Genomic DNA, 24952 nt, shown 5'->3' on the forward strand with positions numbered 1-24952 from the left:
ACCGATCAGCCGACGCCCACGGAACGCAGCAGATCCCGCAGCGCCCAGGACATCGCCGACGACCAAGCCGACCAGTCGTGTCCGGCCCCTGCGTCATAGCGTTCCCTGACATCCACGCCGGGCGTGTTCTCCAGTTTGGCGACGAAGCGCGAGTTCTGCTCGTACACAGCGGATTCGACGAGCCCGTTCTTGCCGTAGGTGACGAACAGGGGGATTCCGGTCAGCTTGGCTGCTTGGGTGTAGGGGTTGTTCTGCTCCCAGATGTGGCGCTGGGCCGTGTAGTCACCCCAGACGCGTTTCCAGTCCGCGGCACATCCTTGGCCGGGCTTGTCCGGTTCGCCGGGAGCGCCCGAGTCGTGCAGCGGGTCGACGTTGCCGCTGAAACTGGCCGCCGAACGGAACCAACTCTGGTACTTCGCGGCGAATTTCATCGCACCGAGACCGCCCATCGAGTTGCCCGCGATGGCGCGGGTGGTGTTCGCGCGGTAGGTCGATTCCAGCAGGGTCCGCACGTCGCCCATCAGGTATTTCTCCCAGGCGGGCGCGCCGTAGGAGCCGTAGTTCCACCAGTCGGAATAGGCACTGCACCAACTGGTTTCGGGGAGCACGTAGATGGCGTCGGTGTTCGCGGTGAGGGCTTCGAGATTGCCCTTGTCGGTCCAGGACTTGTGATCGTCGAATCCGCCGTGCAGAACCCAGATCGTGGGCCAGGTGCGGGTGGCGTCTTTCGACCAGCCGGGTGGGAGCAGCAACCGCACCACCTTCACCGCGAAGTCGGGCCCCTCGAGGTTCGGCGAGGAGATCCCGATATCGAGGATGCGGTCACTGACCCGCGCTTCCCACCGCACCGTGGCCGCAGCCTGTGCGGGAGCCGGGATGAACGAGGGCGCCAGGGCGATCAGAACGGTCACGAGGGTCAGGATCACAAGCCGGAGTCTGGACAACGGGGTTCCTTTCGATCGCCGAACCGGTGATCGACAACGATCACGGGTGCTCGGATAGGTGCCCACGCTCGCTGTCCGCCTCTGTGAGGCTCCGCGAAGCGAAAGTGCACCCTTATCGAAGAACGATCCCGTTCGTAGGAAAGCCCGGACAGACCCCAGAAATGGGGGCATGCGGCCCTCAGCCGGCGCGGGAACCCCGGTCAGGGGAGATGTCACTCGACGTCGTCCCTCTATGCGCGCGGATGAGCAGGGCTGCCCGCAGGTAACACAACCCGGTGACGTCGTTGAGGTCGAATCCCGTCATCTGGCTGATCCGCTTGAGCCGGTAGTCGACCGTATTGGTGTGGATGAACATCTTCCGGGCCGTGCGCGAGCGCTGCATATTGGTGGCCATGTAGACCTCGAGGGTCTGCATGAGTTCCGGGTGAGCTTCGAGGGAATCGACGACCGAACTCAAATAGTCGCGAGCGGGGCCGGGACGGGTGAGCTGGTATTCGAAGGCCAGTTCGTGCGGGCGGTAGATCTTGCTCGGGCCGCCGAGGCGGTGCACGATCTCGACGAGTTCGTGGACTTGTTCCGCGGCGCGCGGGATCTCGCCCGGCGCGGCCGACATCACCACGGCGCGCACCGGCACCTGGGCGGCGGTGGACAGGTGCACGATCAGGTCGTCGAGCTCGGGCTCGGTGAACTCGGTGGCAGGCAGCAACAGGGTGCCGCCGTCGACGCTGAGCAGCGACAGCACCTTGCCGTCGCAGCGGTTGGCGAGTTCGGCCTGCACGCGCCGCAACTTGCGCCGCGCAACGACTTTCGCGTTGAGGCCGGGCTCGGATTCCTCCGGGTGCGGTGGCAGTTCGAGGGCCATCACGTGGTATTCGTCGGCGACCTCGATACCGCATTCGCGGGCCATCGTCGAGGTGTTCTGGCCGCCGAGCAGCGCGGAGGTGAGGGTGTGCACGGCGGTGTGGTGCTCGCTGACGACGGCGCGCAGCTCACGCACGTAGGCGGCGGAGACGGCGGAGGTGATCATGTCCTGGGCGTCCATCAGGCGCCGGGCCACACCGACCACGGTGTCGTAGTCGTGGTTGGTGACATTGGTGATCACCAGGTCGAAACCGAGTTTGAAGCCTTCGTGGACCGCGTGGTGGATGGTGTCGATCGGGATGCCCTCGCGTGCCCAATCGGCGGCGGCGGCCTGCACGCGTTCCACGCGACCGGGCAGGTCGCGACCGTCGAGCATGCTTCTGGTGAGTTCCAGGCAGACCCTGGTGACGGTGGTGACGTCGCCGTCGAGCGCTTCGCCCGGCAGTGTCGCGCAGGGAACGACGTTTTCGATGAAATGCACAACCATCTGACGCGAGATTGTGCGAACGTCTTTCAACGGGGTTGACACCGGGCGGCCCGAAGCGGTCAAGAACGGTTCGATGGAAGTTGTGGCAGCCATGATGAATCCTTCCCACCCAGATCGCTGGGCAAGTGACCAAACTACCGCGTAGGCCATTGTCACGTCCGGGCTTCGCTTGTGACAAAGGTCAAGAGAACGGCGAAATGATTAGGGTTACGGCAGGTACCGGATACAAGCCGGTGTGGGCGCCCCGACGTCCGCCCACACCGGCTCACCGCACCGATCTAGCAGGTCACAAGCACAGGCTCACTTCGAGAACGGGCAGCGGCAGGGGCAGGCACACCTCCACGGAGCCCGAGACGGGCGCGGGAGCGGCGGCGGTCGCGGTGCCGGTACTGAGAGCCGCGGCGGCCACCGCGAGCGTGGCGACCGCGAACGGGCGGGCAATTCTGGAGTTCATACGTACTTCCTCGGTCGAACTTCGGTGGAACATCCCAGCGGTGGGACATCTCGATCAGATCACGACGACAATCCTGAATTCACCTGACGACAGCGACTTTTGACGTTTCCATTTGGTCTCCGGCGGCATTGTCGGAGAAATCCACAACAATTCGGCGCGGTCGTCATATCGCCTTGTGCCGCGCGATCAGGTATGGACCGCAGGTTCGGCGCGGACCACGACGGGGCTGTCGGAACCACGAGGGATCGTCACCGATCACTGTGACCTGTCCACATACCGCACACAGGCGTCGTGTGCGCGCGCGATTGGGCCTAGGTTCGCCCGGAGTACTACAGGTGGTTGGAAGGTGGCAGCGAGCGTGGCGACTACGCAGGCGAAGCTCGACGAGTTGGTCAAGATCCTGGCGATCGCCGCGGAACCCGCGGGTGCGGCCGGCGTCGCCAAGCGGGCGAAGAAGGGCGTGCCGAGCGTGCGGGAGCGGCTGAACATGCTGCTCGATCCCGGGACGTTCATCGAGGTGGGCGCCTTGGCGCGCCAGCCCGACCAGCCCGACGCGCTCTACGGCGACGGCCTGGTCACCGGGCGGGGCTTGATCGACGGGCGGCCGGTGGTGGTGATCGCGCACGACCAGACCGTGTACGGCGGATCGGTGGGTGTGGTGTCGGCGCGCAAGTTCATGCGGGCGCTGAAGCTGGCGTTCGTTTCCGGCTGCCCCGTGGTGACGATCAACGACTCCGGCGGTGCGCGGATTCAGGACGCGGTGGGGTCGATCGCGTCGTTCGGTGACATCTCCCGGGTACTGGAGAAGCTGTCGGGGTATGTGCCGCAGGTGTCGATCATTCTCGGCAAGTGCGCGGCGGGGTCGGTGTACGGGCCGATCAATACCGATGTGCTGATCGGGACCGAGGATTCGTACATGTTCGTCACCGGGCCGGAGGTGATCAAAGCGGTCAACGGTGAGGACATCAGCGCCGAAGACCTCGGCGGGGCCGCGGTGCAGGCCGAGCGCGGCACGCTGCATCACGTGGCGAAGACCGAGGCGGATGCCTACGCCTGGGCGCGGGCCTACCTCAGCTACATGCCGTCGAGTTGTCTCGAGCAGCCGCCGATCGTGAATCCAGGTCTGGAGCCGGAGATCACGGGCTCGGATCGTGAGCTCGACACGATCATTCCCGACTCCGATCGCACCGGCTACGACATGCACGAGATCCTGCTGCGGATCTTCGACGACGGCGAATTCCACGAGATCCGTGCGGCTTTCGCCCCCAATCTCATCACCGGCTTCGCGCGGGTGGACGGGTATCCGGTCGGCGTGATCGCCAATCAGCCGCTCGTGCTGGGTGGTTCGATCGACGCGGCGTGCTCGGACAAGTCGACCTACTTCATCCGGCTCTGCGATGCGTTCAATATCCCGCTGGTGTTCGTCGTCGACACACCCGGTGTGCTGCCGGGGCTCGATCAGGAAGCGGCGGGCGTGATCATCCGTGGTGGACGGGTGCCGAGGGCGATCATCGAGGCCACCGTGCCGATCATCAATCTCGTGGTGCGCAAGTCCTACGGCGGTGCCTACGGAATGATGGCGGCGCGTCAGGTGGGCGCCGATGTGAGCTTCGCGTGGCCGACGGCGCGGATCGCGGTGATCGGCGCCGAGAGCGCGGTCGACCTGATCGGTAAGCGGCAACTGGCGGCGGTCCCCGAGGAACATCGCGCCGCCGCACGGGAATTCATGATCAACCAGTACAACGAGACGGTCGCCACGCCCTGGATCGCGGCCGAACGCGGCTATATCGATGCCGTCATCGAACCGGCGCGTACCCGGCTCGAGATCCGCCACGCGCTCCGCCTGTTGCGCGACAAGCCGCCTGTGGCAAGGGAGTTCAACCCGCGCAAGCACTCGGTGTATCCGATGTGAGTGCCCCGGTGCCCGGATCGCAGACGACCGATCCGGGCACCGCCCGGCGTGCGCTTACAGCGCGGAGGGCGCCTCGTCGGTGGCGGCGACGGCCGCTTCGAGGGTGCTGTAGACGGCAAGGAGCTTGTCCAGGCCGGTCAGCTCGATGGGGCGGGCGACCTCACGGGACGCGACCACCCGCAACTGGCCCGGTGCCGCTTTCGATACGATGAGCAGCGCGCTGAGTCCGGCCGACCCGAGGAATCCCACCTGGGTCATGTCGACGACGAGCGCATTCCCGCCCTGCTGTGCCTTTTCCAGCGCGGCCTGCAACTGGGGCGCCGATGCCATGTCGACTTCGCCGCGAACGGTGAGGATTTCGAATCCGTCTTCGGCGCGGACCTGCACATCGAGGTCGGGGATTCCGTTCTGGTCGCGATTCGCCACTTTCCACCTCTTGCCTCGGTGCCGCCGGGTCGGCGAACACATCTCACTCAACTTACCCGATGAAATCGGACCTTACAGAGGAGGTCTCACGTCCCGCGCTGTCCTCGCCGGACGTATGGATCACACGTGCGCTCTGCTTAGCAGTGGATCGGATGGGGTAAATGCCAGAAGCGAGACCTACAGCACACAGTTCGGTGCCGAGGCGCCCGTCTGGTCAGGAGAACGCCCTGAAACCTTTCTATCTGGAATTTTCCGCGACTGCTGATCGTTTGATCGAGGTCCGTCGTGCGCTGCGTGCCTGGCTGAGCGACATTTCGGTGCGGCAAACATTGGTCGACGATGTGGTACTGGCCGCGGGTGAGGCGTGTACCAATGCTGTCGAGCACGGACATCGCGGTGATGGTGGGCCCGTCGAAATCGGCGCATCGGTCACCGACGGTCACATCCGCGTGGTCGTCACCGACCACGGCAGCTGGCGGCCGGGTGCCGCGGTCACCGACGATTCGCGCGGCCGGGGACTGACCATCATGCGCGCGGTGAGCAGCGAATTCGACGTCGATACAACCGAATCCGGCACCGTTGTCACCATGCTCATCGCCTGCTCGTGAAGCCGGTCAGCGCACCCTCGGCAGCCGGACTACCTGCACGAAGAATTCGTCGATCTGCCGGATGGCCGCGATGAACTGGTCGAGGTCGACCGGTTTGGTCACATACGCGTTGGCATGCAACTTGTAACTGCGCAGAATGTCCTCCTCGGCGGCGGATGTGGTCAGCACGACCACCGGAATCGGTGACAACTCGGGGTCGGCCTTGATCTTCTCCAATACCTGCCTGCCGTCGTATCTCGGAAGATTCAAATCCAGCAGGATCAGGTCGGGGGTCGGCGCATCGGCGTAGTCGCCGTTGCGGTAGAGAAAGTCGAGGGCCTCCTCGCCGTCTCTTACCACATGCAGGGTATTGCCGATTTTGTTGTCTTCGAACGCCTCTCTCGTCATCAATTCGTCGCCGGGGTCGTCTTCGACGAGCAGAATATCGATGGGCTGGCCGGGAACGGTCATGCGATAGCCTCTTTCCGGGCGTCGGATGCGGTGGTGGATTCGTCGAGGGCGGGCAGGGTGAAACACAGGCGGGTGCCGTCGTGATAGTCGGTGTCGATCCAGATCCGGCCGCCGTGGAATTCCACGATCTTCTTGCACACGGCCAGCCCGATACCGGTTCCGCTGTAGGCGTCGCGGGCGTGCAGGCGCTGGAAGATGACGAAAACCTTGTCCGCGAATTCGGCGTCGACGCCGATGCCGTTGTCGGCGACGCTGAACTGCCAACCCGAGCCGTTGTCGTCCGGTGTGCAGGTGATCCGGATCAGCGGCGTCGATCCCGGGGTGCGGAACTTGATCGCGTTGCCGATGATGTTCTGCCACAGCATGACCAGCAGTGTCGGTTCGCCCTCGACTCGTGGCAGCTGCTCCGGTCGCTCGATCACCGCGCCGGTCTCCTCGATGCTCGACGACAGCGCTGTGAGCCCGGCGTCGAGACTGTCGACGAGCTCGACGGGTTCGGTGCCGTCGGATACGCGCCCGACACGCGAGAAGGTGAGCAGGTCGTTGATGAGTACCTGCATGCGTTTGGCGCCGTCGACGGCGAAGTCGATGTACTGCTTGCCACGTTCGTCGAGCTGGTCGCCGTAGCGCTTGTCGAGCAGCTGGCAGAACGAGGCGACCTTGCGCAGCGGCTCCTGCAGGTCGTGGGAGGCGACATAGGCGAACTGCTCGAGTTCGGTATTGGAGCGCCGTAGTTCCTCCGCCTGGTCGGCCAGTTCCTGTTTCTGCTGGTGCAGCACCGATTCCTGCACGCGCGAGGAGGCGAGTTCGGCGACGATGTGGTCGCGCATGTTCTCCACGGCGGCGCAGACGAGCGCGATGTCGGAGGGGCCGACGGGATCGATGCGGGAGTCGAATTCGCCTGCCGCGACGCGCCGGGAGGACTCGGTGAGATAGCCGAGCGGCCGGACGACGAGGCGGCGCACCAGGACGGTGAGCGCAGCTCCCGTCACCAGGAAGGCGACCACGATGCCCGACAGCACCAGGTTGCGGGTGGTGCGGGCGGTGTCGAGCCTGCTGTTGTCGCGGTCGACGGCGGCGGTGAGATTGTCGTTCTGGGTGGCGAACCGTGATTGCAGCTCACCGAAGTAGGTGATGCCCATGTCTGTTCGGTTCGGCGCGCCGCCCTGGGTGATCACCGGCTCGGCATACGCGGTGCGCCACAGGTCGGCGGCGGTCAGCAGAGCGGACAGGTCGGCCTGGAGTTCGGGACGGCCCTCGATCAGCTGCTCGAGCCGTTCGACGGCTTTCGCCTCGTCCTGCCTGGCGCTGGAGTAGTGCGAGACGAACAGCGGATCACGGGTGAGCACGTAACCCCGGACACCCGCCTCTTCGTTCACCAGCGCGCCCTGCAGTCGCGCGGCCTCGGCGGCGGCCGGAAGCGTTTGGGCAACCAGCCGGTCGGTGACGCGGTTCGTGTGGGCGATGACCTGGGCGCCTGCCACGGCACCGACGATCACGGCGACGATCATCGAGGCGAAGACGAGCTGGAACCAGCCCTGAGCCGTCATCCGGCTGATCAACCGTTTCCGGTCGTGGGCTGTTGTCGTCACTGCGCAGGCCTTCCGTTGTCGCGCCATCGCACATAGAGGATGGCCACATCGTCGTCCAGGCCGCCCGCTGTGGCGGCCTGGTCTTCTACTCGTTCGATCAGCGCGTCGACGAATTCGTCCGGGTGTGCGATGGGCAGGGTGTTGGCGAGTTCGAGCAGGCCGTCCTCGCCCAGGCGCCGGCTGCCGTCACCGACGTGGCCTTCGAACAGTCCGTCGGTGAACAGCATCAGCCCGGCGTTCTCGGCAAGACGCAGCTCGTGCGCGGGCCACTGCCCGTGGCCCGGGACGAATCCGAGCGCCGGGCCACCATCGACCTCCAACCAGCTCGAGATGCCGGCGGCGCGCCGCAGCATGCCCGGATGGCCCGCTCGGCGCACTTGAACCAGCCTGGTCACCGGGTCGAGCCGCAACACGGTCGCCGTCGCGAAGGTCTGCTCGTCGCGGCGTTCGGCCACGAGTAGTTCCTCGAGCAGAGAAAGCTGACGGGCACCGGTGACGCCGCTGAGAACCAAGGTGCGCCAGGCCAATCGGAGCGCGACACCCGTCGCCGCGGCGTCTGGGCCATGACCCGCGACATCGCCGATCACCACGTGCACCACGCCGTCGGTGTCCTGGACCGCGTCGTAGAAGTCACCGCCGAGCAGGGAGTGGTCGGCGCCGGGTCGGTACCGGGCGAGCACCTCGACGGCGCGGTCGGCACCGAGCAGGGGAGTGGGCAGCAGGCCGCGTTCCAGACGCGCGTTCTCCTGCGCCCGCATCTGGCTGGCCCGCAGGGCGGCGGTCGTGCGCTCGGCGTGTTTACGCTGGATGGCGTAACGCACCGCGCGCCCGAACAATTCGGGCTCCACCCGGCCTTTCACGAGGTAGTCCTGGGCGCCTGCGGCCAGGGCGTTGAGCCCGGTCTGCTCCTCGTCGAGCCCGGTCATCACCACGACGGCGATCTGGTCATCGATCTGGTGCAGTCGCGCCAGTGCCTCGAGCCCGTTGGCATCGGGAAGGTGCAGGTCGAGCAGGACGCAATCGGGGGTGTCGGTGCGCAGCCGTTCGCCCGCCTCGGCCAGGGTGCGCACCCACTCCAGGCGCGGTCCGGTGCCGAGATCGGCCACCAGCTCCTCTACCAGCAGCGCGTCACCCGGGTCGTCCTCGACGAGCAGGATCCGAGCGGCCCGGCCCGGCAGGGCCGCTGCCTCGGTGACCAGGAGATCGGCGGCGGTTGTGTCACTGCGCGGCACGGCGACCCGTGGGAATGCCGGTCCTGACACTCACACTGTTTCGGCGAGTGGGTCTTCTCCCGCAGGTGGACAGCCGAAATCCAGCGGTGTGCACGAATGTCTCCGATCCCGAGCGCCCGCAGCGCGAACTGGCTCCTTCAGCCGCTGGCTGGACCGAAAGAGCTCTGCGATCTTATCCGATCACCGAACCGCTCGGCGCCCACCCGATTCGCCGGTGCCAGGCCGCCCGGTGAATCACCAGGTCGGCGCCGTTTCGCGAAGGCGGGTGCGGACGAGTGCGACGTGGGGGCGTTCGGTGCTGGTGGAACGGCCGACCAGGTAGGCGGTGTTGATCGGCGGGTCTTCCGGATCGAGAAGCGCGACAACGGTTCCGGCGACCACGGCGGACGCGCACAGGTAGCGGGGCAACACGCTCACGCCACCGCCTGCTGTCACCACGGCGAGGACCGCGCGCAGATCGGGGACGACGACGGCGGGCCTGCGCTCGAGGCGGCGCCCGAAGACGTGGCGCCAATAGCGGCGCAGGATCGGCGGCCAGGGGTTCGGCGAGGACGGCCCGGCCGCGCGGCCGGATGGCGGAGATGACCAGATCCAGAGCGCCGGTGCGTAATTCGGCGAGCAGGTCGTCGGCGAGGCCGGTTACCACCTGCAATCGCACACCCTCGGTGCCCAGTGGTGCCAGGGCGAGCAGGGCAAGGGTGGCCAGGATCTCGGCGGGCCCGCCGAGCAGCACGGGTGGTTCGGGTAGCGGGTGACCAGTGGGGGTGCCGGTGACCTCGGCGAGGGCATCGAGCGGGTCCGCGATCCGGTCGGCCAGTTCGTGGGCGGCGGCTGTGGGGGACACGCCACGGGGGAGGCGGTCGAAAAGAGCTGCGGGTGACACGGCGGGGCGCAGGCGTCGCCGGCGACGATCCGGCCGACAGCCGGTTACGCTGGACCGGTTGATCACAGAGGTAGCACTTTCCACCGCGAGAAGGGGCTCACGTTGTCGACTCACACTTTCGCCACCGCCGCGGCGGTCGGAGTTCTCACCGTCCTGCTGGCCGGGGGTGCGGCCGGTGCCCATCCGGTCCAATCCGTTCAGCCCCCGGTCGTCGCCGCCCAAGACGAGGGGGCCGTCGTCGACGAGGAGAAGGAGCCCGGCGGTAAAGGCGAGGGCAAGGGGAAAGGTAAGGCTAAAGGCAAAGGCAAGGGAAAAGGTAAGGGCGGCAAGGGTGCCGAGTAAGGTCAGGGCGCGTCGAGCACGCTGACCGGCACCCCGTAGGGCAGAAATCGCACGCGACGACGCTGATCGGTGTTGTCGCGATGGGCCCGCAAAGCCTCGAGCTCACTCGGAAACACCTGATCCACCCGCGCCTGCCCGCCCTCGTCGATGGTGTAGATCGCCCACACCCCGCCTCCGGTGTCCCCGGTGGTCTCGGGCTCGGCCGCCTGCTGGGGCCCGGTGAACTGTCCGAACAGCGAATTCAACACCGTCTGATCCAGAAATCCGCCCGCCTTCCCGATCAATCCGCGGATCTCCTCGCTCGCCCCACGCAGAACCCGGTCGAAATCATCGGCATCGAATGGTCTGTCATCCGCCATAGCCAGTCCTCCTCGGAACATCGGCGCGTTTGTTGCCCAGTGTCCTCGCCGAACGCGCCACGCGCCATGAACCGCCGTCGGCGGCCACTGTCTCGATAGGCTCTGCGCATGCTGACTGCGCTGCTCTACGGGCTGGGAACCGTGGTTCCGCTGATGATCGGGGTGGCGATCGGCGTGCGGTGGACGCTGCCTCGGCCGGTGCTGGCGACCCTGATGGCGTTCGGCGCGGGAACGATGATCGCGGCGGTGTCGGAGGAGTTGTTCGCGCCCGCGTTCCGGCGCGACGGGGCGGTGATCGCGGGAATCGCACTGTTCGCGGGCGCCGGGATGTATGTGGTCGCCGACCACCTGATCGAGAACAAGCTGGGAAAAGCCGCGATCGGCTGGGCGCTGTTGCTCGGCACGGTGCTCGACGGGATTCCCGAGAACACGGCGCTCGGTGTGTCGCTGGTCGGGGGTGGGGGACTGGTGCTGCTGGTCGCCATCGCGGTGGGCAACGTGCCCGAAGCGGTGAGCGCGGTCGCGTTCCTGCGCGACCAGCACGGATTCTCACCGGGCCGCACGTTCGGTCTGTGGGCGATCACTTCGGCCGTACTCGTCGGGGTCACCGTGCTCGGCAACGCGCTGGCCGACACCATCTCCAGCACCGCCATCAGCGCGGTGCAGGCGTTCGCGGGCGGTGCGACGATCGCGATGCTCGCGGATTCCCTAGTGCCGGAGGCCTATCGGGAGGGCGGCTGGTGGGTCGGAATGGCGACAGCGGCCGGATTTTTCGTCGCCTTCGCCATCGGATGAGTGCTCACTCCCGCACCACGGTGGCCGGGTCGAGGTCGATGCGCCGCAACAACTGAGCGTTCAGCGCGACCACGATCGTGGACGCCGACATGAGCAGCGCCCCCACCTCCATCGGCATGGTGATCCCCCACGGGGCGAGCACACCGGCGGCCAGCGGCACCGCGATGACGTTGTATCCCGCCGCCCACACCAGATTCTGGATCATCTTGCGGTAGGTGGCCTGCGACAGCTCGATCACCGAGACCACCGCGCGTGGGTCGTCGGAGGCCAGGACCACACCCGCGGAGGCGATGGCCACGTCGGTGCCCGCGCCGATCGCGATTCCGACATCGGCCTGTGCGAGGGCGGGCGCGTCGTTGACACCGTCACCGACCATGGCCACGGTGTGCCCGGCCTCCTGCAGCGAACGCACCTTGTCGCCCTTGTCCTTCGGCAGGACCCCGGCGAACACCTGGTCGATATCGAGCTGCTCGGCGACAGCGCGCGCCACCGGTTCGGCGTCGCCGGTGATCATGGCGACGTGGATGCCCCGGCGATGCAGCGCCTTGATCGCCTGCGCGGATTCGGGGCGCACCTCGTCGGCCAGGGCGAGCGCGCCGATCAGCTCGCCGTCGCGCAGTACGTGCAGCACCGTTGACCCCTGCGCGGACCAGCGGGCGGTGGTCTCGGCGGGCTCGAGGTGGTGACGGTGCAGGAGGGCGGGACCGCCGACCTCGATCGTCGAACCGTCGACCGTCGCACGCACACCCACACCGTTGTGGGCGGTGAACTCCGTGGCGGCGGGGACAGCGATTCCGCGTTCGGTCGCGGTGTCGACGATGGCGCGTCCGAGCGGATGCTCACTCTCGGATTCGGCGGCCGCGGCCAGGGCGAGAACTTCGTCGTCCGCGAGGCCCGACCGAGTGGCGGTGGTACCGACGACGGCGGGCGCGCCACGCGTGAGGGTGCCGGTCTTGTCGAACAGGATCGCATCGACGGTGCGCATCGCTTCGAGCGCACGGCGATCGGTGATGAGCACACCGGCTTTCGCGGCGCGTTCGGTGGCGATCGATACCACGAGCGGAATCGCCAGGCCGAGGGCGTGCGGGCAGGCGATGACCAGCACGGTGATGGTCCGGGTGACGGCATCCTCGGGTCTGCCGAGGGCGAGCCAGACGACGGCCGTGATCGCGGCGGACCCGGCGGCGAACCAGAACAGCCAGCCCGCCGCCCGGTCGGCGAGTACCTGGGCGCGGGAGGAGGAATTCTGGGCTTCGGCGACCAGCCGCTGGATGCCGGCCAGAGCGGTATCGGCACCGACGGCGGTGACACGTACCCGCAGGGCCGAATCGGTGGTGACCGTACCCGCGACGACTTTGTCGCCCGGTTCACGGCGCACGGGCCGGGATTCGCCGGTGATCATGGACTCGTCGACGTCGGCGCTGCCCGACTCGACGAGCCCGTCGGCGGGCACCCGACTGCCTGGTCGCACGACGACGCGGTCACCGGTGCGCAGTTCCTCGACCCGGACGGTGTCGGTCGAGCCGTCGTCGCGGACGCGTTCGGCCTCGTCGGGCAGCAACGCGGCCAGCGATTCCAGCGCACTCGAGGCCTGACCGAGCGAGCGCATCTCGATCCAGTGACCGAGCAGCATGATCACGATCAGCAGCGCCAGTTCCCACCAGTAGTCGAGCTCGTGGTGCAGCACGCCGAGCGTCGAGCCCCAGGACGCGAGGAAGGCCACGGTGATGGCCAGCGAGATCAGCAGCATCATGGCGGGTTTGCGCGCCCGGATCTCGTCGACGGCTCCGGTGAGGAACGGCCGGCCACCCCAGAAATACATGACGGTGCCGAGCACCGGCGACACCCACCGCAACCCCGTCGCCACGGTGTAGCCGACGAGTTCGGCGAACATCATGTCGGCGGCGACCACCGGCACGGCCAAGGCAAGCATCACCCAGAACAACCGCCGGAACATGGCCACGTGATCGCCGTGATGATGCCCCGAAGACATGTCGTGGTGCTCGTCGTGGATCGTGTCCGAACCGCTGCCCCGATGATGATCGTCGGCCATGACGCCGACGCTACCCCCGAGGTGTCGCGAGGCCGCACAGGAAAACGCCCCCGCCCGGCAGGGGGCGGGGGCGTCGATCGCGGCGCCGGCTAGTGACCGCGTTGATCGGTGAGATTCAGGCCTTCCTTGGACTTCACGCGTCGGTGTTCCAGCAGCAACCAGGCGACACCGGCGACGGCCAGCGTCGCGGCGGCCACGGCGGCGATGGCACCCCAGCCCGCGAAGCCGTATCCGGCGGCCGTGAGGCACAGGCCGAGGGCGATCACGGCCATCGCGCACAGGATGATGCCGGGGAAGTTGTACCCGTCCTCCAGACCTTCACCGGCGTGGCTGCGGGTGGTTCGGGCGTGGTCGGGGAATTCGCGCCCGGTGCGGCGCGACATGGGGGAGCGTTGGTGGGCGGGGTACGCCATGGTCGATCCTTCCCTCCGATGGACTGCGTGTGAACGGCAATACCCACTGTGTCGCGGTCCAATCGGGCCGGACGAACCGCTGCCCGCGCCGTAACATGGGCGACCACTGGCTACCCGGGTGTGGTGAAGGGATTGAGCGTGCGCACGTTGCTGACGTTGCTGATCGTGGCGGCGATCGCGCTGGTCGTCGGCGACCGGGTCGCGCTCGTGCTGGCGCAGAACGCGATCGGGCGCCAGATCGCCGCGGAATACCAGCTCGCGCGACAGCCCGATGTCGACGTCCCTGGTTTCCCGTTCCTCACCCAGGCGCTCGACGGCCGGTACCCGGTCATCGACATCGCGGTAGGCGACTGGACCGGCGACGACATCACCGTGCGCGACCTCGATGTCACCCTGCGCGAGGTGTCCGCACCGCTGGGTGATGTGCTCGGCAACCGGACCTCGAACCTGGTGGCGGCCACGGCGACCGCGACGGCTGTCGTCCCCTACGACGTCGTGCGAGGGTTCGCTCCCGACGACGTCGAGTCCATCGAATTCGGATCGGACGGTTTGAGCGTGGCGGGCCGGTTCCCGGTCGCCGGGATCATGGTGCCCGCCACGGTCATCGTCACCGTCGCACCGACCACCGACGGCATCGAGGTGACACCCGTGTCCGTGCGCCACGCGGCCGGGGGTCCGACGATTTCGCTCGGCCTGATCCAGCGGAGCCTGACCTTCGTCGTTCCCTTGCAGAGCCTGCCTCTCGGGGCACACATCACCGCGATCACCCCGGCCGCCGACGGTCTGCACGTCACCGCGGCGGCCGAGAACGTGCGTCTCGCCGACGGCTAGGTCAGGATCTCGACATAGCCGTCGGCGCCGTTCACCCGGATGCGCTGCCCGTCGCGGATCAGGTCGGTCGCGTGTTCCACCCCGACCACGGCGGGCAGCCCGTATTCGCGGGCGATGACCGCGCCGTGGGTCATCAGGCCGCCCACTTCGGTGACCAGCCCGGCGATACCGACGAACAGCGGGGTCCAGCTGGGATCGGTGTAGGCGGTGACGAGGATGTCGCCCGCTTCCAGATCGGCCTGACCGATGTCGAGGACCACCCGGGCTCGACCTTCGATCGTTCCCGCCGAGACCGCCATGCCCGGCAGGGCGCCCTCGGGCAGGTCTTCGCGTCGATACGCGCCGGTCACCGCCTCACCGTCGGATGTGAGAACCCTTGGCGCACTGAGCGTCCGGAAGGTATCGAACGCAGCTCTGCGCTGGGCGACGAGGGCCTGGTCCGCGTGCTGGACGCGCACCACCTCACGTAATTCGTCGAACCGCAGGTAGTAGATGTCGTCGGGTTCCTGGAGTACGCCTGCCGCCACGAGTCGTTCGGCTTCACGCGACAATGCCTGCTTGTACACGAAATAGCGGCTGACCATGCCGTACTTCGGGTACTCCCGGTAACCGGCGAAGGTGCGGACCCGGTCGATCATCCGCTCGGTTTCCTCGGCCTTGCTCTCCCCGTCCGGTAGCGCACGCAAGTCCCGCAGGATCCGTGCCCGCTGCGCTTCGGCGTCGCGCGATCCGTCCTCGAAACGCTCGGTACCCGCGCCGTTTCCGAAGTTGCGGACATTGCCGAGGATGGTCGGTACCAGAGTCGTCGGGTCCTCGCTCCACCGTGTCCGGGTGATGTCGATTTCACCGACGCACCGCATGCCATACCTGTCGAGGAATTCGGTGATCGCGACCCGCGCCGCGGGGCCGCCCGCACGCTGCTCGAGTTCGCCGAGGAAATCGTTCGTGCCGTTCTCCTCGACCGCACGCAGATACTCGATCACCTGCGGGTGCGGGCGGATGGCATCGGCGACATCGAGCAACGCCAATCCCATTTCCGAGGTCACATTGCCCGGCACCGACTGGGTGAGCGCATCGGCGGCGTTCTTCTCCCCGAGCCATTCGCCCAGGCGGTCGTTGAGCCATTCGGTCGCCGCCATGGCGGCCGTGATGATCTGCAATCCGCGCGGGGAGAACAACACTCGCCGCAATTCCGCGATATCGGCGTGGATGAAATCGAGCAGGGCCGACCCGGACAGGGGCGCGATCTCGCGTTTCAGCACGGCGAGCGAGGCCTCGCAGTCGGCGATCAGTTCGTCGACGATCCCCGGATCGGTGTCGATCGGGGCGGGCGCGGGCGGCGCGGCAGCCGAATCGGTCTGCGGCACAACGGGAACGAAGCCACGCTCGAGCACGGTGCGCAGTGCGTCGCCCATCAGGGGATCGGACTTCCCGAGCGCCTCGGCCAGCGCGGGACCGGCCGTCGGCGAGGCCAATCGCTCGGTGACATCGACGAACAACCGCCCGCCCGCGTCACGCATGGCCGCGTGACTGGTGAGCTGCCACAACGAAATCCCGAGTGGCTTCATGGCGTCGGTCATCATCTGCTGATGACCGACCGACACGTACACGCGGTGGGCGTCGTCGGCCGCCTCGGGGATCGGGAACAGGGTGGTGATCGGTCTGCTCTGCACGAGCCGGATCTCGTCGTCGAGACACCACTCGATGTCCTGCGGCGAGCCGAAATGCGCCTCGATCCGCCGGCCCAATTCGGCCAGTCGCAGCACCTCGGAATCCGAGAGCACCGGTTCGTTGCGGCGATCCTCGTCGATGTCGCGCACCTCGGTACCGCCCGCACCCAGCGGTTCGACGGCGATCTTCTTGGTGGCGATGGTTTTGCTGACCTCCCCGTCGCGCACCTTGTACACATCGGCGTTCACCAGACCGGACACCAGTGCCTCACCGAGACCGAAACCGGCGTCGATGGAGACAACGGTCCGATCCGACGTCACCGGGTCGGCCGTCATGAGAATGCCCGACGCACGTGGAAACACCATCCGCTGCACCACGACCGCCATCCGGATCATGCTGCTGTCGAACCCGTTTCGCAGGCGGTAGGTCACCGCCCGGTCGGTGAACAGCGACGCCCAGCACCGGCGGACATGGTCGAGCACCTCCGCCGCGCCGATCACATTCAGGTAGGTGTCCTGCTGGCCGGCGAACGACGCGGTCGGCAGATCCTCGGCCGTGGCGCTGGAACGCACCGCGTACGCGGCGTCGGTGCCGAGCCGGGCATGCGCGGCGACGATCTCGGCCGCCACGTCCTCGGGCACCGGCAGTTCCTCTACAGCCCCGCGGATCGCCGCACTCGCCGCGGCGATCCCCACCCGGTCGTCGGGGGAGAGGGCCGCCAGTCCGCCGATCCGTTCCCGGACCGCCGACGCGCCTGCCAGCGTCCGATCGAACGCCTCGGTCGTCACACAGAACCCGTCGGGCACCCGCACCCCCTCGATGCGCGCCAGCTCACCCAGGTTCGCGCCCTTGCCCCCGACGATTCCCACCTGCGACCGGTCGATCTGCCCGAACTCGAGAACAACACCCATAACCACTCCTCACCTGCGATTTCAGCAGTACGCGAGCGATTATGGACCACATTTCGATGTCTCATGAGCGGCCGCGATCGTGTATACAGTGAGAAGGGGAAGGGAAACGCGGCGAACCGCCGCCGAGCCGGGCTCGACGACGGCCGGACGCCGATTCAGGCAGCGACCGCGCGGCGACGGGGTTCGAGTGCGGCCGCGACGAGGTAACTGCCACCACCGGCCAGCGCCAGCACCCAGTACGGGCTCGCACCAGTCAGGAACAGCGCCGCCGAGGACGTCAACGCCAGCCACGCGCCGAGCGCGTACTGCAGCACGTCACGGTAAGCGGCGCCACCGGCGAGGTACAGCAGGCCGACCACGAGTCCGGACCCGGTGGGCCACAACAGCATTCGCACATTGTCGTCGGCCAGCGCCGAACTCAGCGCCGTGATGACGAAGAACAGCGCTCCGAAGCCCACCAGCCACGACGCGGCGAGCAGATTGCCGACCACCGCCTCGGCCCCGGTGGCGCCGCGCTTGGCGCGCATCGTGACCACACTGGTCACCACCATCGCGATCAGCAGGCCGCCGACCAACAGTGCGCCCGGCACCGCGGCGGGCAGCCGCACGAGCGGTGAATCACCGTGGGACACGGCGTAAGCGCCGTGCCCGAGCAGCCACGCGGCACCGAAACTGAGGTAGGACGGACGGTTGTCGAGCAGAACACGCAAAGCGGACATCGCGATTTCTCCAGGATCAGTGGGGGATTTCAGGACTCGGTGTCGGCGACCAGGACGACTTTGCCGACGACGGTGCGAGATTCGGCGAGCCGCATCGCTCGCCCGGCCTCCGACAGCGGCACGCGCGCACCGATCTGCGCTGCCAGCACACCGCGCGCGGCGAGATCGAAAACGGCCGACAGGTCCTCGGCGATACGGGCACGGAAACGCGGCAGATCGCGCTTGCCCGCCCACAGATCGAAGAAATGCGCATTGCGCTTGTTGGGCAACGCGTTCCATACCAGCAACCGGGCGAGCAACCGCAGGACCGGAAGCCGCGAATTACCCTCGTCGTCCTTGGTCGACGCGGTCCCGTAGGACACCAGGGTGCCACCGGGCGCGAGCAGTGCGAACGAATCCGCGATCCCGGGGCCACCGATGTGGTCGAACACCGCGTCCACGCCACCGGGTGTCAGCGCCCGGACCTGCTGCCCCACATCGCCGCGATAGTCCACCCAGGTGGCGCCGAGCGCACGCACCGCCTCGGCATGACGCGCCGAGGACGTGCCGATGACTTGAATACCCTCGGCCCGGGCCAGCTGCACCAAGGTCGAGCCGACGCCCCCGTTGGCGCCGTGCACCAGCACGGTCTGCCCGGTGCGCACCTTCGCGACGCGGAACAACATCTGCCAGGCCGTGATGCCGTTGACGACAAAGGTTTCCGCCGCATCGGCAGCGAGCCCGTCGGGCACCGCGACGAGATCGGCGGCATCGAGCACGGCGTGACTGCTCCACCCGCCGATCTTGGTCAGCGCGGCCACCCGCCTGCCGACCATGTCGGAGTCGACACCGGCACCGACCGCGAGGACGGTACCGACCAGGTCGTAGCCGGGAACGAAGGGGAAAGGTGGCTGGTCGTAGTACTTGCCGCGCCGCATCTGCTGCTCGGCGAACGACACGCCGCTCGCCGCGACCGCGATCACGGCCTGGCCGGGACCGGGGGCGGGCAACGGACGCCGGGTCACCAGCAGACCATCGGGCTCGACCCGATCGGGCAGGACGATTTCGGTGGCGATGACAGACATGATTCTCCTAGTGTGTGACTGGTCAATCACTCGATGGGTCGAAAAAATGCCCCGCGAGGGGGCATCGGTTGGTCAGCCGGCGTCCGGGTGCCGGATGCCCGCGGTGACGATGGTCGCCCACGGGCTGTCGTCACCGTCGAGGCCGAGAGTGGTGATGAGGTGGCAGAGCTGACCGAAGGCGATGAACCGCTGGACGTGCTCGTCCGCGGCGCCGGAGCGGTGTTTGGCGAGTTCGGTGATCCGGGCGAGCCCGGCGCGCATCGCCGCGCCGATCTCGGGGACCTCGGCCACCGATTGGGCGTGGACCTGCAGCATGAGCAGGCTCCGATCGCTGATCAACTGCGCATAGGCGCCGCCCATGTCGTAGAGGATCTGCTCGGGGCTGTCGCCGGCCGACTGTGCCGCACCGGCCGACATGGCCGCCGCGATCCGGTCGAAGCACCGCTCGAGCGCGGCGACGAACAGGGCGACCTTGCCGGGGAACAGCTTGAATACATAGGCAGGGGAGATCTGTGCCGTCGCCGCGACCGTGCTGATCGGGGTGCCGTGGTAGCCGGTGCGAGCGAACTCGACGATCGCGGCATCGACCACGGCGTCGCGGCGGATGTCGGATCGGGAGAGTGTTGCTCCGCTCTTGCTCATGTGAGTGACTGTACACTCACTCTTTCGGGCGCGTCAAACGGCTCGTTCAGCGGCAGCAACTCGCGCCCGACGCCACCGCCTCCTGCTTGGCGTCGGTGCCGCAGCAGGCGCCTTCCGCCTCGGCCTCCGCTGCGGTGCCGCAGCATGCGTCGCCCTGCTCCACGTCGACGAGTTGCGGTGCGCTACCGAAGGTTTCGCTGTCGGCCAACACGGTGTAGACCTCCCATCGCTCCGCGTCGGGCGCGCTCACCCACACCTTGTCCTGGGTGGCGAAGCAACAGGTCGTCGCGATCTGCTCCTCGGTGAACAGCCCCGCCTGCGACAGGCGCGCGATCTCGCCGTGGACCTGCTCGGACGACTCGACCTCCACGCCGAGATGGTTGAGGCTGCCGCCCTTGCCCGCGTTCTCGATCAGCACCAGCTTGAGCGGCGGATCGGTGACGGCGAAGTTGGCGTAGCCGGGCTTGCGCTTGGCCGGCTCGGTGGCGAACAGGGTCGAGTAGAAACGCACGGCCTGGTCGAGATCGTCGACATTGAGGGCCAGTTGAATTCGGGACATGATCGAACCTCCACTTGTGAGACATATGTCGAAGAACTTGCGAGCTCGAGTCTGCTCACCTTTTCGACATATGTCAATACCGAGCGTAGAGTCGTCGACATGCCCAAGGCGCTACCCGTGATCGATATGTCCGCTCCCGTCTGCTGCGCACCCGTGGCGGCGGCGCCGGTCGACGATGCCGCCGCGCTGGAGGTGGCGTTGCGGCTCAAGGCCATCGCCGACCCGGTCCGGGTGAAACTACTGTCATTGCTGCTCACCACTCCGGCAGGGGAGAGCAATGGCGGTGACCTGGCCGGCGCCGTCGAGCTGAGCGAGTCGACCGTCTCGCACCATCTCGGGCAGCTGCGCAAAGCCGGTCTCGTCGAATCCGAGCGGCGCGGGATGAACACCTTCCACCGGGCGCGCCGCGAGGCGCTGTCGGCGCTGTGCACGGTGCTCGACCCCAACTGCTGCAGCTGAACCGCCGGTCCTGGGAATCGGTGAGCGAACGGCGGCTCGATCGTCGTATTCGGTGTGAACCGTGCCAAAAGCGCGTGCCGTGCGCCGATCGGCCCCGGTCTGCCCGCATACGCTCGCGGCCATCGACGACCGATGCGAAGGACGAACCGTGATCGAAATCCGCGCCCGCGTGGGCTTGGTACTTTCCGCCGCCGTACTGGCGGGCACCGTCACCGGCGTGGCCGCGCCCGCCTCCGCCCAGGCGGCGGGCTGTGTCGACGTCCACGTCGTCGCAGCCCGCGGGACCAACGAACCCGGTGGGGTGTGGAGCCGGTACAAACTGGGCACCGTGGTCGGCAACCCGGTGTTCGCGGCCATCGACGACGCCCTGGCGCGATCGACGAACGCCTATCGGGTGCAGTATCCGGCGAGCCACGAACAGCCCGCGTCCGTGCAGGCCGGCAACCGCGACCTGGTCGATCATGTGGTCGAACGGGCGGCGGCCTGCCCGGACCAGAAGTTCGTGCTCGTCGGCTACTCCCAGGGCGCCAACGTGGTGGACAACTCGATCGGGGTCAGTAGCGAGGGCGCGCGGGTCGGCGGGCCGATCGTGGCCACCCTGCCCGTCGAGCTGGCGCCGAGGATCGCGGCGATCCTGTTGTTCGGCAACCCTATTCGCGGGATGGGCCGTGAGGTCACCGGCCTGTACGCCGATCGCACCTACGATGTGTGCAACGACAACGACCCGGTGTGTGACCCACAGGGCACGGACTGGAACGTCCACCTGCAGTACCAGCGGTACGCCGGCGAGGCCGCGGCCTTCGTCGCCGCCCGGGTCTGACCCATCGATCGACGGCAGGCCTGCGGGCCGCGTCACCCCTGGAGGTCTTGTTCATGTCGCCCCGATTGGGCACGGTTGTGCTCACAGCCGCGCTCGCGCTGAGTCCCGCGGTGATCCAGCCACCGGCCGTGCACGCACAGACCCGGTGCGTCGAGGCCGCGCCCGGTGCCGCACCCGAACGGCGCGCGGCCGCCGAGGTCGGCATGGACGAGGCCGCGCTGGCCGCCGCGATCGATTTCGGCATCGGTGCGAAGGCCCACGCCATCCAGGTCTACCGGCACGGCTGCCTGGTGGCCGACCACGCGCCGACCGGTGACCTGCCGATGCCGCTGTTCAGCGCGAGCAAAGGGGTCACCGCCGTCGCGGTCGGCCGCGCGGTGACTCTCGGTCACTTCGGGCTCGACGACCCGATCGGCCGGTTCTTCCCCACGGCCGACCCCGCGCACGCGCGGATCACGGTGCGCCAGGTCCTCACCCAGACCACCGGCCTGCACTTCTCCTGGCCAGCCGACGTCGCGTCGATCGCCACCAGCACCGTCGACCGAATCCTGGCCGCCCCGATCGACTACGAACCGGGCACCACCTTCCAGTACGCGCAGGCGGTGCTCGGCCTGCTTCCACGCATCATCGAGATCACCACCGGCCTGGACTATCAGGACTTCGTGCAGCGAGAACTGATGGGCCCGTTGGGCATTCCCCGCGATCACTGGGTGTGGCTGCGTGATCGCGACGCCACGACCGCCGTCGCCGGTGGTCTGGCCATGCGCCCCGCCGACCTGGCCCGGATCGCCCGGCTCGTTCTGCAACAGGGCGAATGGGCGGGCAACCGATTGATCGACGCCGACTACCTCCGCCAGGCCGCCACGCCGACCGAAGCCAACGGCGGGTACGGCTTCTTGTTGTGGCTGAACGCGGGGGAGACCTTCCGTGGGGTGAACGTGCCGGTGCCCGCCCACTACAACCATCGCCTGTTCCCCGGTCTCCCGCACGACGCGATCGCCTTCTCCGGTGCCCTCGGCCAGTTGGCCGTGGTGATTCCCAGCCGTGACCTGGTGATCGTCCGGCTCGGCGTACCCGCGACCATCGATCCGAACAACCTTACCGGATTCCTCACCGGCACAAGCAATCCCGACAACCGAATGCTGTTCCACCGGATCGTCGCCGCCATCGAGAACCAGCCGGAACCCCTCGACGACCCGAACATCGCGCCGGACCCGATCCATCGGACGGGCGCGACCCCGGAGGAACGCGCGCTGCTGCTCGACGCGCAGAACCTGTCGGCGATCCTGCTCGGCACCGGCGCCTACGCGGGCTGCACCATCGCCGTGTGTCAGGGCCGCACACTTGCGGCCGACATCTTCGGCCTGGCCCTGGACGTCGGCAACCAGCTCGCGGCCGCGGTACCGGCAGCGCGCTGACGCCGCGCGCGACTGTGCGTGGGGGATGATGGTCTGGTGAGTGCCGACAGCAGATCCGAGGTTCGTCCGAAGCGCCGCAACGGCCCTCGGCTGCCGCCGGACGAGCGTCGAACGCAACTGCTCGACGCCGCGTTGCGGGTGGTCGGCAGCGAGGGTATCGCGAATCTGACCATGCAGGCGGTCGCCAAGGAAGCGGGCGTCGCCAAACCGGTGCTGTACGCGATGTTTCCGACGGCGCCGGAGCTGGTTGCCCACCTGCTGCACCGGGAGCACTCGCGTGGAATGGCGCAGGTTTTCGCGGCGATGCCGGGTGATCTGCGTGGCTCCGATCCCGACCGCGAGTATGTCGGGGCGGTGATGGCTTTTCTCGAATCGGTGGCCGCGGCGCCGACGCGCTGGCGCCTGATTCTCATGCACAGCGACGGCGCACCGGCCGATTACCGGGAATTGCTCGGTGCCGCCCGCGACAAATTGCTCGACCAATGTGTGGACCTGCTGAACGCCGGTTTCGCCGTGCGCGGCGGACCCCACGATGCCGATGTGGAACTGATCGCCCACGTCATGCTCGGTTTCACGGAGGTGCTGGGCAGGATGGTGCTGTCCGACCCGCAACGTTTTCCGCCCGAACGGCTGCGCGCCACGGTCCGTTCCATGGTGCGGACACTGCCGCAGGAGCCCGGCGCGGACTCGCGGTGATCTGCTCACCAGCGCCCCTGGTGAGCAGATGTCGCGGATTTCTACCGCAGGTCGACGTCGGCGACGAGCAGTACCGGCCAGGCGATCACCTGGCCGAGGATCGAGAAGAATCGGTCCAGCCCGGACAGCTCGCCGAGGTGATCTCGATGCGCGAGCAACCACACCAGCCCGATCGCGACATAGGGGATGCCGCCCGCGAGGGCGAGGTACATCATCTGGCGGATGCTGAGCCGGCGTTCCATGAGTTTCGTGAGCACGAGTGATCTCTCCTTCGTTCAGGCCATGTCGCCGAGGATCGGCTGGGATTCGATGAGTCCCTCATCCGAGGGCGGGAGTCCTCTGCTCAACACGCGATCGCGCTGCTTGCGGCGGAGTGCGTGATGGGCTCGAGCGGGGATGTCGTATCCGTATTTTCGCTGTGCTTGCCGCGGTGTGGTCGTCACCGGGTTCTTCGGCGCTATGCCGAGCAGGACCGGCCCCGCAACCGGCACCGTCGTCGGCGAGATCAGTCGCAGCAGAAGCAGTTCGAGCCGGGCGTTGAAGCTGACCAGGGTCATCGCCGCGCTGAGCCATGGCACCACGAGTGCGTCGAGAACCCGTCCGGTGGGCAGGTCCGCCATCTCCCGCATCCACCGCGGCATCGTCGCCAGCGTGCCGCGTCGCAGGAAAGCCGCCACGAGCTTGAACATCGGACGCAGTACCAGCGGCATCGGCGGCAGCATCACCTCGGCGTCGAGCAGGTGATTCATCGCCTTCTTCGCGATGTCGGATCCGATCAGCTGCGGGCGCATTCGGTCGAAATACTGGGCGACGCCCTCGCGGGTGCGGGGAATATCGGCCGGGTCACAGGTCTGCAGTTCCGCGGCACGGGCGCACTCGTGCCAATACCGCGATTCGTCCGCCGCGCTGAGCCGCCCGGGGCCGTACTTCTCGTAGGCGATCAGGAGCGAATGCCATGCGGTCAGATGGATCCACAATTGCGAATCCGGATCGTTGGCGTCGTAGTGCCGACCGGTCACCGGATCGATCCCGACAGCCTTGGAGTGGATCTTGACCAGAATATCGGCCGCGCTCACCGTCGACCGGCTGTCGGCGAACATCACCATGGCGAAATAGCGCAGCGTGCGGTCGTAACGAGTGCGCGGGCGCGTATAGATCGCGCTGGTCGCATCGACAGCCGCGATGAGGTTCGGATCGAGTTCCTCGATGACGACCGCGCGTTGGAAACCGATCGTCAATCCGGTCGGGTAACTCCATACCCGCCATGCGACGGATTCGGGTCCGAAGAAGCCGTAGTCCTCGGCCGGTTCCACCTCGGGCAGTGAGAACCAGGTTCGCAAAGAGCCCATGT

General features: G+C 67.4%; 27 protein-coding genes. 9 read left to right on the forward strand and 18 right to left on the reverse strand.

All coding sequences use genetic code 11. The features are described 5' to 3' along the window. Window positions 1–5: 5 nt before the first annotated feature. From AB0I35_RS20340 to AB0I35_RS20350, 3 genes are all read right to left on the reverse strand, one after another. Window positions 6–911, reverse strand: a complete 906-nt coding sequence (locus AB0I35_RS20340; protein WP_357397665.1) for an alpha/beta hydrolase-fold protein — start codon at window positions 909–911, stop codon at window positions 6–8. 211 nt (window positions 912–1122) lie between these two features. After that, window positions 1123–2292, reverse strand: a complete 1170-nt coding sequence (locus tag AB0I35_RS20345) for a helix-turn-helix domain-containing protein (RefSeq protein ID WP_357397667.1) — start codon at window positions 2290–2292, stop codon at window positions 1123–1125. A gap of 286 nt (window positions 2293–2578) precedes the next feature. Next, window positions 2579–2746, reverse strand: coding sequence for a hypothetical protein (locus AB0I35_RS20350; protein WP_357397668.1), 168 nt, complete (start codon window positions 2744–2746; stop codon window positions 2579–2581). Between the two features lie 358 nt (window positions 2747–3104). On the opposite strand from AB0I35_RS20350, the gene AB0I35_RS20355 reads away from it, so the two are divergent. Further along, window positions 3105–4658: an acyl-CoA carboxylase subunit beta gene (locus AB0I35_RS20355; RefSeq protein ID WP_357397670.1), complete on the forward strand. Its 1554-nt coding sequence runs from the start codon at window positions 3105–3107 to the stop codon at window positions 4656–4658. 54 nt (window positions 4659–4712) lie between these two features. Here the strand turns inward: AB0I35_RS20355 and AB0I35_RS20360 are convergent, their stop codons facing one another. After that, window positions 4713–5084, reverse strand: a complete 372-nt coding sequence (locus tag AB0I35_RS20360; RefSeq protein WP_357397671.1) for an STAS domain-containing protein — start codon at window positions 5082–5084, stop codon at window positions 4713–4715. 161 nt (window positions 5085–5245) lie between these two features. On the opposite strand from AB0I35_RS20360, the gene AB0I35_RS20365 reads away from it, so the two are divergent. Next, on the forward strand, window positions 5246–5692 hold the full coding sequence (locus tag AB0I35_RS20365; RefSeq protein WP_357397672.1) for an ATP-binding protein: 447 nt from the start codon (window positions 5246–5248) through the stop codon (window positions 5690–5692). A 6-nt stretch (window positions 5693–5698) separates the two neighbouring features. On the opposite strand, the gene AB0I35_RS20370 is transcribed toward AB0I35_RS20365, so the two are convergent. From AB0I35_RS20370 to AB0I35_RS20385, 4 genes are all read right to left on the reverse strand, one after another. Further along, window positions 5699–6142, reverse strand: a complete 444-nt coding sequence (locus tag AB0I35_RS20370) for a response regulator (RefSeq protein WP_357143243.1) — start codon at window positions 6140–6142, stop codon at window positions 5699–5701. Next, complete coding sequence (locus AB0I35_RS20375; RefSeq protein WP_357397673.1) at window positions 6139–7734, reverse strand: ATP-binding protein; 1596 nt, start codon at window positions 7732–7734, stop codon at window positions 6139–6141. The genes AB0I35_RS20370 and AB0I35_RS20375 overlap by 4 nt, the downstream gene beginning before the upstream one ends. Continuing rightward, complete coding sequence (locus tag AB0I35_RS20380; protein ID WP_357397919.1) at window positions 7731–8891, reverse strand: SpoIIE family protein phosphatase; 1161 nt, start codon at window positions 8889–8891, stop codon at window positions 7731–7733. The genes AB0I35_RS20375 and AB0I35_RS20380 overlap by 4 nt, the downstream gene beginning before the upstream one ends. 309 nt (window positions 8892–9200) lie before the next feature. Further along, entirely contained in the window at window positions 9201–9557 is a 357-nt protein-coding gene (locus AB0I35_RS20385) for a LysR substrate-binding domain-containing protein (RefSeq protein WP_357397921.1), read from the reverse strand. Window positions 9558–9951: 394 nt separating this feature from the next. On the opposite strand from AB0I35_RS20385, the gene AB0I35_RS20390 reads away from it, so the two are divergent. Next, window positions 9952–10191 (forward strand): hypothetical protein, encoded by a 240-nt coding sequence (locus AB0I35_RS20390; RefSeq protein ID WP_357397675.1) that lies wholly within the window; start codon window positions 9952–9954, stop codon window positions 10189–10191. A gap of 2 nt (window positions 10192–10193) precedes the next feature. Here the strand turns inward: AB0I35_RS20390 and AB0I35_RS20395 are convergent, their stop codons facing one another. Beyond that, window positions 10194–10550 carry a hypothetical protein gene (locus AB0I35_RS20395; protein WP_357397677.1) on the reverse strand — a complete coding sequence of 119 codons (357 nt, stop codon included), beginning with the start codon at window positions 10548–10550 and terminating at the stop codon, window positions 10194–10196. Between the two features lie 108 nt (window positions 10551–10658). On the opposite strand from AB0I35_RS20395, the gene AB0I35_RS20400 reads away from it, so the two are divergent. After that, window positions 10659–11345: a ZIP family metal transporter gene (locus tag AB0I35_RS20400; protein WP_357397679.1), complete on the forward strand. Its 687-nt coding sequence runs from the start codon at window positions 10659–10661 to the stop codon at window positions 11343–11345. Window positions 11346–11349: 4 nt separating this feature from the next. Here the strand turns inward: AB0I35_RS20400 and AB0I35_RS20405 are convergent, their stop codons facing one another. Both AB0I35_RS20405 and AB0I35_RS20410 read right to left on the reverse strand, forming a co-directional pair. Continuing rightward, window positions 11350–13338, reverse strand: a complete 1989-nt coding sequence (locus AB0I35_RS20405) for a heavy metal translocating P-type ATPase (RefSeq protein WP_357397922.1) — start codon at window positions 13336–13338, stop codon at window positions 11350–11352. A 149-nt stretch (window positions 13339–13487) separates the two neighbouring features. Next, a complete protein-coding gene (locus AB0I35_RS20410) occupies window positions 13488–13811 on the reverse strand; it encodes a hypothetical protein (protein ID WP_225279460.1) in 324 nt (107 codons plus the stop codon). Window positions 13812–13949: 138 nt separating this feature from the next. On the opposite strand from AB0I35_RS20410, the gene AB0I35_RS20415 reads away from it, so the two are divergent. Continuing rightward, entirely contained in the window at window positions 13950–14642 is a 693-nt protein-coding gene (locus tag AB0I35_RS20415) for a DUF2993 domain-containing protein (RefSeq protein ID WP_357397680.1), read from the forward strand. Here the strand turns inward: AB0I35_RS20415 and rph are convergent. From rph to AB0I35_RS20440, 5 genes are all read right to left on the reverse strand, one after another. After that, window positions 14639–17224: a rifamycin-inactivating phosphotransferase gene (gene rph, locus AB0I35_RS20420; protein WP_357397682.1), complete on the reverse strand. Its 2586-nt coding sequence runs from the start codon at window positions 17222–17224 to the stop codon at window positions 14639–14641. The genes AB0I35_RS20415 and rph overlap by 4 nt on opposite strands. 155 nt (window positions 17225–17379) lie before the next feature. Then, on the reverse strand, window positions 17380–17943 hold the full coding sequence (locus tag AB0I35_RS20425) for an ABC transporter permease (protein ID WP_067639263.1): 564 nt from the start codon (window positions 17941–17943) through the stop codon (window positions 17380–17382). Between the two features lie 29 nt (window positions 17944–17972). Then, window positions 17973–19007: a medium chain dehydrogenase/reductase family protein gene (locus tag AB0I35_RS20430; RefSeq protein ID WP_357397683.1), complete on the reverse strand. Its 1035-nt coding sequence runs from the start codon at window positions 19005–19007 to the stop codon at window positions 17973–17975. 72 nt (window positions 19008–19079) lie between these two features. Further along, on the reverse strand, window positions 19080–19649 hold the full coding sequence (locus AB0I35_RS20435) for a TetR/AcrR family transcriptional regulator (RefSeq protein ID WP_357397685.1): 570 nt from the start codon (window positions 19647–19649) through the stop codon (window positions 19080–19082). A gap of 46 nt (window positions 19650–19695) precedes the next feature. Continuing rightward, on the reverse strand, window positions 19696–20208 hold the full coding sequence (locus AB0I35_RS20440; protein WP_357397686.1) for an ArsI/CadI family heavy metal resistance metalloenzyme: 513 nt from the start codon (window positions 20206–20208) through the stop codon (window positions 19696–19698). A 99-nt stretch (window positions 20209–20307) separates the two neighbouring features. On the opposite strand from AB0I35_RS20440, the gene AB0I35_RS20445 reads away from it, so the two are divergent. From AB0I35_RS20445 to AB0I35_RS20460, 4 genes are all read left to right on the forward strand, one after another. Next, the gene (locus tag AB0I35_RS20445; protein ID WP_067639255.1) at window positions 20308–20667 is read left to right on the forward strand and encodes an Rv2640c family ArsR-like transcriptional regulator; all 360 of its coding nucleotides are present in this window, start codon (window positions 20308–20310) and stop codon (window positions 20665–20667) included. A 148-nt stretch (window positions 20668–20815) separates the two neighbouring features. After that, window positions 20816–21487, forward strand: a complete 672-nt coding sequence (locus AB0I35_RS20450) for a cutinase family protein (protein ID WP_357397687.1) — start codon at window positions 20816–20818, stop codon at window positions 21485–21487. A gap of 53 nt (window positions 21488–21540) precedes the next feature. After that, window positions 21541–22905, forward strand: coding sequence for a serine hydrolase domain-containing protein (locus AB0I35_RS20455; RefSeq protein WP_357397689.1), 1365 nt, complete (start codon window positions 21541–21543; stop codon window positions 22903–22905). A 36-nt stretch (window positions 22906–22941) separates the two neighbouring features. After that, window positions 22942–23601, forward strand: a complete 660-nt coding sequence (locus tag AB0I35_RS20460; RefSeq protein WP_181697308.1) for a TetR/AcrR family transcriptional regulator — start codon at window positions 22942–22944, stop codon at window positions 23599–23601. A gap of 41 nt (window positions 23602–23642) precedes the next feature. On the opposite strand, the gene AB0I35_RS20465 is transcribed toward AB0I35_RS20460, so the two are convergent. Beyond that, on the reverse strand, window positions 23643–23858 hold the full coding sequence (locus AB0I35_RS20465; protein WP_357397690.1) for a hypothetical protein: 216 nt from the start codon (window positions 23856–23858) through the stop codon (window positions 23643–23645). Between the two features lie 18 nt (window positions 23859–23876). Continuing rightward, complete coding sequence (locus tag AB0I35_RS20470) at window positions 23877–24950, reverse strand: oxygenase MpaB family protein (RefSeq protein ID WP_357397691.1); 1074 nt, start codon at window positions 24948–24950, stop codon at window positions 23877–23879. Between the last annotated feature and the right edge of the window lie 2 nt (window positions 24951–24952).

This window comes from Nocardia sp. NPDC050378, assembly GCF_040655675.1.
GTDB lineage: Bacteria > Actinomycetota > Actinomycetes > Mycobacteriales > Mycobacteriaceae > Nocardia > Nocardia coubleae.